This is a genomic window from Acinetobacter sp. 797_lipA (assembly GCF_058243025.1).
In genome coordinates this window covers 102505-110022 of record NZ_JBZAYQ010000003.1, presented here as the reverse complement: position 1 = coordinate 110022, position 7518 = coordinate 102505, and the positions used below count along the sequence as shown (strand labels likewise).

The window sequence follows — 7518 nt, the reverse complement described above, 5'->3', positions numbered from 1 at the left end:
CTATTACACAGACCGCGCAGAAATGCAGGCTCAAAATGAACAGCGCTTAAATCGTCAAGGCGTAACGGTCAACCGAGACCCTGTTGAGCGCGGTATTACATTTACCCCACGTGAATACGGCGCAGAAGATCAGCCGCAAGTAATTGAACAGCCTGTCGTGCACACGTCGGGGTCAACATTTGCCGACGCAATCAATATTGAAATTGCGAAAAACGCTTCAAATCCTAAAAAAGACACTGTATCATCTAAATAATTCAGTCAACGCTGATTTTTATTTAATATGTTTTGTTGGTTTTAATATTATGAAAATCAACACTATTTTTAACAAACAATACTTATTTTAAGTATGTGGAGTATCACATGAATCGCAATCCAGTATTTGAAAGTCCCGAAAGTGAAGTAGAGGCGATGACAAAATTCATCAAGCAAGTTTTAACGCTTGCCGAGACGATATTTGGGCAAACCACTTGCGCGCATCAAGATGGCATCATCATCAATTCACTAATGAACTGTGCGGCAATTAAAGAAGCGCAAACGATGGTGAGTTGTGGGGCAAATACGGTTGAAGAAGGGCTGCACGTTTTAGGCATCTCTCTTGAGGGCTTTAATGAGGAGCGTGATCGACATTATATTGGCGTGCTCAGTCAATACGTTGAAATTTTCGCGCAGCAAACCAATGCCAAGCTAACAGAGGCAGAACGCAACGAGCGAGAGCTGCATCGCCAAGAAATGTCACTGCAAATGCAAGACGCAGAAAAAAATACTCCACCTAAATTCTTAAATTAAGGACGATTGCAATGAATAGCAATGACGTATTGATTGCGCTCGACAAGATCGCGGAAGATTCATCGAAAAAGAACAAAGAAGCTTTGGTGACAAAACACATTCAAAGCGAAATGTTCAAAACCGTATGTGAACTTGCCTACAACCCATTTCAGGTCTTTGGATTGCTGCCAACAAAAGCAGATGAAGCCATTGAACACGGCGAACTGTTTTTCGATGAAGTTGACACACTGAGCTTCCTTGAGCAGTTGCAAAAACGTGAACTCACCGGCAATGCGGCACGTCAAGAATTGGCAAAGCAATTGGGCCAACTCAGCAAAGAAAGTGGCTCACTGCTTATGCGGATTTTGCGCAAAGACTTACGTGCGGGCTTTGGTGCGTCAACCATCAACAAAGCATGTAAAGACTTCATCCCTGTATTCCCATATCAGCGCTGTTCGTTGCCAAAAGATACCGATCTAAGCAAATGGCCTTGGGCTAAAGGTGTATTTTCACAGCTTAAAGCTGACGGCATGTTTGTCAACGTCACGAATTTAAAAACAGGTGTGGTGCTTTCAAGTCGTCAAGGGACACCTTTTCCAATTGAACCGTTTGGCGATTTGATCAATAGCATCAGCGAACACCTCCGTGTCGATCTGCAATATCACGGTGAATTGTTGGTTGAACGTGCGGGTAAAATCCTACCGCGTGAAATCGGCAACGGCATTTTAAACAGTGTCATTAAAGGCGGCTCATTTGAAGAAGGTGATCGTCCTGTATTCGTGGTGTGGGATTTGATTCCAATCACCTCAGTGCGTGCCAAAGGTTCATTTGATGTGCCGTATGAGCAGCGTTTCCGCTTATTGCTGGCGATGACACGTGCTGCGGCACGCAAATCGGGTCTTGAAGCCCCACTTCGATTAATTCCTACACGTATCGTTCACTCGCTGGAAGAAGCCTACGAGCACTATGGCGAACTGTTGAAAAAAGGCGAAGAAGGCACAGTCATCAAACACCCTAACGCATTTTGGAAAGACGGCACTTCAAAAGAGCAAATCAAGCTCAAGCTTGAAGCGGATTGCGAATTAGAAATTGTCGCGGTCAACGAAGGCAAAGTCGGCTCTAAAAACGAAGGTCGTGCAGGGGCATTCAATTGCAAATCAGCTTGCGGTCAATTGATCGTGGATGTGGCGGTGAAGAATGAAAAAATGCGTGATGAAGTTGATCAAGCGCCTAATGATTGGGTTGGCCGCATTGTCACTGTCCGCTCTAATCAAATATTAAAACCAAGCGCTTCAAATGACGCTCACAGCTTGTTTTTGCCACGTTTAGTCGAAGACACATATCGAGCAGACAAAACAGAGGCGGACTCGTTAGAGCGCATTACAGCGCAATTTAACAACGCTATTCAATCAGTTTAACAACATAGAGAAATGCAACATGAGCGTACAAACAGCGGTTAAGGCTAAAAAGCCAAAAAAAGATAAATCATTCTACTTTATGGCGTCGTACGGCTACACGCTCGTCCCAACGAGCGGTCAGGCGTATGTTCAATGCGTTGGTTCGGTGCGCTTTTACCGCAACACGCCATACATCAACAATGCGACTGAGTATGAGCAAGTCCATAACGCTTGCTTAGAATTTGCAGCCAACTTGCACGCAGCGGAAGGCACGGTAAGCCACTTAAACATCACATACCTTCAAATGATTGGTGACCCGAAAGGCGTTGAGGTCGTTGAAGACACTATGGCTGGTGAACAACATGAAGCTACATGATCGTTGGCTGGTAATGCGGCGCGCTGTTTTAACGGCGCTCAACCCCAAACTTGAAGTTCTAACCATCAAGTATATGAATAAAGATGGTGAAATCCTAACGCGCTACATTCATAGCGATCATGACTTGGCGCGTCAAATGCATTTGGAAGAAATGTGTAATGCGTTTACCAAACATGCTAAAAGCGCTGAGTCTTTGGAAAACACAATTAAATATTTCGCGCTTGAAGTTCAAAATCGCTGGAATAAAAACCATCCTAATAATTTAGTCAAAATCGTCGATAAGGCTGACCCTTCTGTCGATAACAAAGTGGAGAAAGAAACATGCTTGTAATTCTTTCAGGAGCAACATGCAGCGGCAAAACAACAATTGCAGGGCTGCTTGAGCATCAAGGCTTTAATCGCGTGGTGACGTGTACGACACGCCCACGTCGTCCAGAAGAAATCGACGGCATCAGCTACCACTTTTTAAGTGAAGTAGATTTCGCCAAAACGCATTTGCTTGAGCGAAATCAGCATGGTGAACATCAGTATGGACTGGGGATGGATGAAATTAAAAAACATGCCTTCTCAAATGAACATGCGGTATTAATCATTGAGCCAAACGGTTTTGCAAAAGTTCGTCGTTACTTGGAAGCAAATAACGCGCCTTTTGTATCGATCTTCTTGTCGGTTGAGACATGGACAGCCATTCTTCGCTTGTTTGACCGCGCACAAACCAAAGAAGAAATGGCCGAACGATTGGCGGTCATGTTTGATGTTGAATCGAAATGGGCGGATGAAGTCGTGCGCCAATATGACATGATGCTCGAAACTGACGAGATGGATAATGAAAGCATCCTCGACATTATCAACTATCACGTAAACGCAAAGGTAAATAGCCTAAGCAAGAAGGCAGTTTAATTATGCAAACCTACATTTATTCTTATCGATTCAATCTTCAAAGTGGCGGTACTGTGTCAGGTCGCGTTGAAGCGCCTGATCACCGTGAAGCGGTGCGAATGGCGCAAGAGCAGTGGAGTTCATTTGTGGTTGTAAGCGGTAATGTGAACTTGCTTGCCAATCAGGATGCAGCGCGTAAAAAGCCATTTGCGCCCTATACATTCCCAGCAGCAGTGGCATAAACGCTTACCCAAGTAAAATTTGTCAGATAAACTAGCTCTAGCCGATTTTGGTTGGAGCTTTTTATGCTTTTAAAGGAAGTGCCAGGCGTTTTGCCTGTGCTAGAAAACAGTGACTTATCACTTTCAAAACTTTGGCACAAAGACGTGAATCAAGTCTTGCCGGTGCAATTGACCGCCTTAATTTTAAAAACATTACGTGAAGTGCCAGATTCACAAATTGAGCTTGAGGTGAAATACTTGATCAAGCAAATCAAATACGCGGTGGAAATGGGGCTGATTGAGACACCACAGATTGCGTCATATTCGGGTCCACAGCGTAGCTCGTTGCTGCTATCAACTTTAATTGCTGGCTTGCAGAAAATGTCGTATGAGCGCAGGAGAGCAGTGTTATTTTCGCTTGAGTCTGATCTACCGATAACGCAAGTTGAACACATGACAGTTGAACAGGCATATCGGATGCGCGCTCAGCTATCACCTATGGCCAAAGAGATCATTGATACAGCAATCTTAAGCGTGCAGACAAGCTATATGTTTTGGGAGAATGTGCAGGGCCATCGTCCATTGACGAGTCTTGAAGAGGAAGTGCATGACGCATTTGGCATGAACTCGTATCAGTTGTATTCGCATTATGCAAAGATCAACTTCGACGAAGTTCGAGCCAAAATTTAGGGCTATAGATCGTAGCCCCATTTTTTCAAAATGCGATTGGTATAGTCTTCAACAGCCATCGCCTGTAGCTCATTGATTGAAATGCGTGTCGCTTTCTTGCCTTGTGACAATGCTTCATTGTTCATGCGGCTTTTAATGAACTGTAAACGCAGTTGCAATTCCATATTTAAGAAGCCAGAAAAGCGTTTGTCCGTAGAGCGCAATTCGTCCTCAGACATGAGCGCGCCCTCACGCCATGGTGAGTTCTTTGGCTTTTGCTCAACCTTCTCGGCTTGTGGCGCTTTCGCTTCAACATCGGCCTTTAAAGGTGCTTGCTGGATGAACGCGCTCACCGCCGAACTTTCTTGCGTGCTTTTTTCAGCATCAATTCTTGCCGCTTTATTTAATCCCGTCATTTCAGTGCTCCTTAAAAATAATTTCAGCCAATTCATTTACGTCGTTTGCCGCTTTGCTTGCGCCAATTTTCAACTCAATCACACCAAGGCCGGCGCCGTATGCGGTTGAATATGCCTGACGTGAATAGCTCGCAGTTGAATCGATGGTCATCCATGCGTCACCACTTGCCGCTTTGAAATCCGCAACGGCTTGACGTAGCGCAGGCACACGTGGGTTGGAATTAACCTGTGTGAAGTAAATAAACGGCATGATTGGGTCGATTTCAAGTTCACCCGAACGAATTTCATTGGCTTGCTCAATCACTTCCAACACATCACTTGTCACGTCGATATCGCCTTGATTTGGACGTAGTGGAATTAAGATTTCATCTGTACCAAGAAGGCATTGACGGAACACGTTTGAGTCATGCCCACCCATGTCCAAAATCACGTATTCATAAGTTTTATTGAGTTCAACAATACGATCATAGGCATTTGGTGTTTCGGCCAAGTATTCAACGTGGATCTGATTGAGACCGTCAGGTAAAGACGCTTTGTTTTGTTCGCGGTAAACGCCCCAATTGCGCGAGTTTTTGTTGGTATCGAGATCAACTAAAGCCACATCGACTTTCTTATTATGGACAAGCCACGTTGCAAGATTGGTTGCAGTTGCGGTTTTGCCTACGCCACCCTTGGCATTTGCAAGTAGTAAAATCACCTTTTGACTCCGAACATAAGTGTTGGAAAATTAAAGTTTACCTTGAAGATAGTTCGTTGGCAAACTTCCATGTAAACTATAAAAATAGTTAGATAGTAAAATAGAAAAACAGAAAACTATCTTTTTAGCTTTCTTGCCACTTCCATCAAGTGATTTGGGTCACTGGCAAAATACTCCTGCGTGGTCTGTATGGAGCTATGCCCCATAAGCTGTTGAACCGAATAGATATCAGCGCCATTGCGGATTAGGTGTGTTGCAAATGAGCGCCTACCGCTGTGTGAACTCGCATTTACACCCGCGCTTTTATATAGATTTCCAATCATTCTTTGCATCGTATTCGCGCTAAATGCACCGCCTTTTTGCGACAAGAATAACGGTACGTCAGCGATCAATTGGCGCTCAACGAAGATGTAATCCCTGACAATTTCAGCGGCTTCATCGTTCATTAAAAACACCTCACGATACTTGCCGCCTTTGGTATAGGCGGCCAAAAGACGAATCACTTGTTTGGCTTTGCCGTTGCGCACATCGATTACATCACCGATTTTAAGTGCGGCCATTTCCTTTGCGCGCAGTCCCAAGAAATGAGAAAACAGCAAAATGGCTTTATTGCGTCTGGCATTCTTTCCACGAAGTAAATTCATGGTTAATTGGAGGTCGTCATCAGTGACGAATGGTGCTTTTCCACTTTTCATAATTTTAGGGCATTTTCCACAAATAGGTGGCGATATAGAATCAGTCTAGCATAGTCCATAAATAATAAAATGCCCTAAAATTATTTTCTATGAGCGCGACAAGTTATGGCGCGTATAGCATTTACCCTGCTTATTTTATGAATTTCGACTTGATATACTACTTAAATTGGCGGTATTGATTATTTGGCACATAAAAAAATGCCCTAAAAGATAGATTTTAGGGCATTTTAGGCAGGGTTATTATATTTGGGTTTTTATAATGTCTATCAAGTCGAAAATATTTATTAATGAACGTAGATTTAATTATTCCCCAGTAAGCGTGGCAAGGAAGTTGTCAAACGCTCTGTTCTGTTCTGGGGTTTTAATTGATGGATTCTCTGGGCGAGCCTCGCGAATACGTTTAATAATATCAATTTCGTTTTGAGACAAAATAGGCTGATCTTTTGTGAGTTCGACGATCTCGTTAAACACCACAGGTAAATATTCTTCAAGACAACGCATGAAGAAATCACGGCTATCGATACCCAATGCTTTTGCAATTGGTTGCGCTTTATCTAGTGGAACTTTCGCTTTGCCAAGTTTTACCATCGATACCATAGTTGGCTTTGCAAATCCAACTTCTTCCGCAATTTCGTGCTGAGCCTTGTCGGAGGAATTAATTTGCGCTTCCAAAAATTGAGCGACTGTTACTTTACGGCGAGATTTTGAAATAGTCATATATGAGTCCTTAAAGCTAAAAAAAACAACGAGGTTGAGCTAGTTGAGCCAGTTTATTTATTCTCTCTAGCTCATTATAGTTAAAAAAAGCACTGTTATTGTATCAGTCAGCGCTAATTTACCCAATAGCTAAGTCCGTGTTAATTCCGTTAATGGATAGCTTATTTATCAATAAAAGCAAAATGTGACCAAAAACATATATTCAGGCCGGAAAATGACATATTTTATGCATAGGATTCAAATCAGCGCAAACTTATTAAATGTTATTAAATTAATTAAATTATGCATTTCAATAAGTTATAAAACTGATGAAAAATATTGCAAAACCTCAACTAAAAACAAGGTAAATTAATATAAATGCAACTATAATGATGTATCGCTAGAGCAGTTATAGGGTATAGCGAAGGATAATTAGTGTAGCGTTTATGTTAAAAAAATGGTGAAAACATGGCTGTAAAATTAATCAAATCAACGGCAGAACAAACGGCGGAACTCATCACAAATGAGAGCGTTAAATCAGAATTACTCCACAGTGGGTTCGGTTTTGACTTGCATTCAGTCATTAATAGTGAGGGCGTTTCAAGCCTTATCCTTACTTCTGTATTGGGGGATAACTTGATTTTAGAATTACAAAAATGAAAAATAAAGGATGAAAAAGACTGAGAGGTCTCAGGTTTTCAGTCTTT

The 7518-nt window shown here is 42.5% G+C and carries 13 protein-coding genes; 9 read left to right on the top strand and 4 right to left on the bottom strand.

From position 1 onward, the window contains the following. The 8 genes from AC4CU2_RS18735 to AC4CU2_RS18700 form a co-directional block, all read left to right on the top strand. Nucleotides 1–253, top strand: a 253-nt coding sequence (locus tag AC4CU2_RS18735; protein WP_490769385.1) for a hypothetical protein, incomplete at its 5' end; no start/stop codon positions are given. Between the two features lie 107 nt (nt 254–360). Then, nucleotides 361–786, top strand: coding sequence for a hypothetical protein (locus AC4CU2_RS18730; protein ID WP_490769384.1), 426 nt, complete (start codon nt 361–363; stop codon nt 784–786). 11 nt (nt 787–797) lie between these two features. After that, complete coding sequence (locus AC4CU2_RS18725; RefSeq protein WP_490769383.1) at nt 798–2183, top strand: ATP-dependent DNA ligase; 1386 nt, start codon at nt 798–800, stop codon at nt 2181–2183. Between the two features lie 79 nt (nt 2184–2262). Then, the gene (locus tag AC4CU2_RS18720; protein WP_490769382.1) at nt 2263–2538 is read left to right on the top strand and encodes a hypothetical protein; all 276 of its coding nucleotides are present in this window, start codon (nt 2263–2265) and stop codon (nt 2536–2538) included. After that, complete coding sequence (locus AC4CU2_RS18715) at nt 2525–2869, top strand: hypothetical protein (RefSeq protein ID WP_490769381.1); 345 nt, start codon at nt 2525–2527, stop codon at nt 2867–2869. The genes AC4CU2_RS18720 and AC4CU2_RS18715 overlap by 14 nt, the downstream gene beginning before the upstream one ends. Further along, nucleotides 2860–3438: a guanylate kinase gene (locus AC4CU2_RS18710; protein ID WP_490769380.1), complete on the top strand. Its 579-nt coding sequence runs from the start codon at nt 2860–2862 to the stop codon at nt 3436–3438. Before AC4CU2_RS18715 ends, AC4CU2_RS18710 begins: the two co-directional genes overlap by 10 nt. Before the next feature lie 2 nt (nt 3439–3440). Further along, on the top strand, nt 3441–3659 hold the full coding sequence (locus tag AC4CU2_RS18705; RefSeq protein ID WP_279690134.1) for a hypothetical protein: 219 nt from the start codon (nt 3441–3443) through the stop codon (nt 3657–3659). A gap of 63 nt (nt 3660–3722) precedes the next feature. Next, nucleotides 3723–4328: a hypothetical protein gene (locus tag AC4CU2_RS18700; RefSeq protein ID WP_490769379.1), complete on the top strand. Its 606-nt coding sequence runs from the start codon at nt 3723–3725 to the stop codon at nt 4326–4328. Between the two features lie 2 nt (nt 4329–4330). Here the strand turns inward: AC4CU2_RS18700 and AC4CU2_RS18695 are convergent, their stop codons facing one another. The 4 genes from AC4CU2_RS18695 to AC4CU2_RS18680 form a co-directional block, all read right to left on the bottom strand. Beyond that, on the bottom strand, nt 4331–4723 hold the full coding sequence (locus AC4CU2_RS18695) for a hypothetical protein (protein ID WP_279690130.1): 393 nt from the start codon (nt 4721–4723) through the stop codon (nt 4331–4333). Nucleotide 4724: 1 nt separating this feature from the next. Next, nucleotides 4725–5420 (bottom strand): AAA family ATPase, encoded by a 696-nt coding sequence (locus tag AC4CU2_RS18690; RefSeq protein WP_490769378.1) that lies wholly within the window; start codon nt 5418–5420, stop codon nt 4725–4727. 116 nt (nt 5421–5536) lie between these two features. Then, nucleotides 5537–6115, bottom strand: a complete 579-nt coding sequence (locus AC4CU2_RS18685; RefSeq protein ID WP_279690126.1) for a tyrosine-type recombinase/integrase — start codon at nt 6113–6115, stop codon at nt 5537–5539. Between the two features lie 303 nt (nt 6116–6418). Beyond that, nucleotides 6419–6832 (bottom strand): helix-turn-helix domain-containing protein, encoded by a 414-nt coding sequence (locus AC4CU2_RS18680; protein WP_279690125.1) that lies wholly within the window; start codon nt 6830–6832, stop codon nt 6419–6421. A gap of 447 nt (nt 6833–7279) precedes the next feature. Here AC4CU2_RS18680 and AC4CU2_RS18675 point away from each other — a divergent pair, with 447 nt between their 5' ends. Further along, on the top strand, nt 7280–7471 hold the full coding sequence (locus tag AC4CU2_RS18675) for a hypothetical protein (protein WP_490769377.1): 192 nt from the start codon (nt 7280–7282) through the stop codon (nt 7469–7471). Nucleotides 7472–7518: the final 47 nt, after the last annotated feature.

What these genes read in the sequence shown, in the direction of transcription:
- AC4CU2_RS18720 (WP_490769382.1), top strand. Translation starts at nt 2,263, where the DNA reads ATGGCGTCGTACGGCTACACGCTCGTCCCAACGAGCGGTCAGGCGTAT.
- AC4CU2_RS18730 (WP_490769384.1), top strand. Translation starts at nt 361, where the DNA reads ATGAATCGCAATCCAGTATTTGAAAGTCCCGAAAGTGAAGTAGAGGCG.
- AC4CU2_RS18695 (WP_279690130.1), bottom strand. Translation starts at nt 4,723, where the DNA reads ATGACGGGATTAAATAAAGCGGCAAGAATTGATGCTGAAAAAAGCACG.
- AC4CU2_RS18725 (WP_490769383.1), top strand. Translation starts at nt 798, where the DNA reads ATGAATAGCAATGACGTATTGATTGCGCTCGACAAGATCGCGGAAGAT.
- AC4CU2_RS18710 (WP_490769380.1), top strand. Translation starts at nt 2,860, where the DNA reads ATGCTTGTAATTCTTTCAGGAGCAACATGCAGCGGCAAAACAACAATT.
- AC4CU2_RS18680 (WP_279690125.1), bottom strand. Translation starts at nt 6,832, where the DNA reads ATGACTATTTCAAAATCTCGCCGTAAAGTAACAGTCGCTCAATTTTTG.
- AC4CU2_RS18700 (WP_490769379.1), top strand. Translation starts at nt 3,723, where the DNA reads ATGCTTTTAAAGGAAGTGCCAGGCGTTTTGCCTGTGCTAGAAAACAGT.
- AC4CU2_RS18685 (WP_279690126.1), bottom strand. Translation starts at nt 6,115, where the DNA reads ATGAAAAGTGGAAAAGCACCATTCGTCACTGATGACGACCTCCAATTA.
- AC4CU2_RS18715 (WP_490769381.1), top strand. Translation starts at nt 2,525, where the DNA reads ATGAAGCTACATGATCGTTGGCTGGTAATGCGGCGCGCTGTTTTAACG.
- AC4CU2_RS18675 (WP_490769377.1), top strand. Translation starts at nt 7,280, where the DNA reads ATGGCTGTAAAATTAATCAAATCAACGGCAGAACAAACGGCGGAACTC.
- AC4CU2_RS18705 (WP_279690134.1), top strand. Translation starts at nt 3,441, where the DNA reads ATGCAAACCTACATTTATTCTTATCGATTCAATCTTCAAAGTGGCGGT.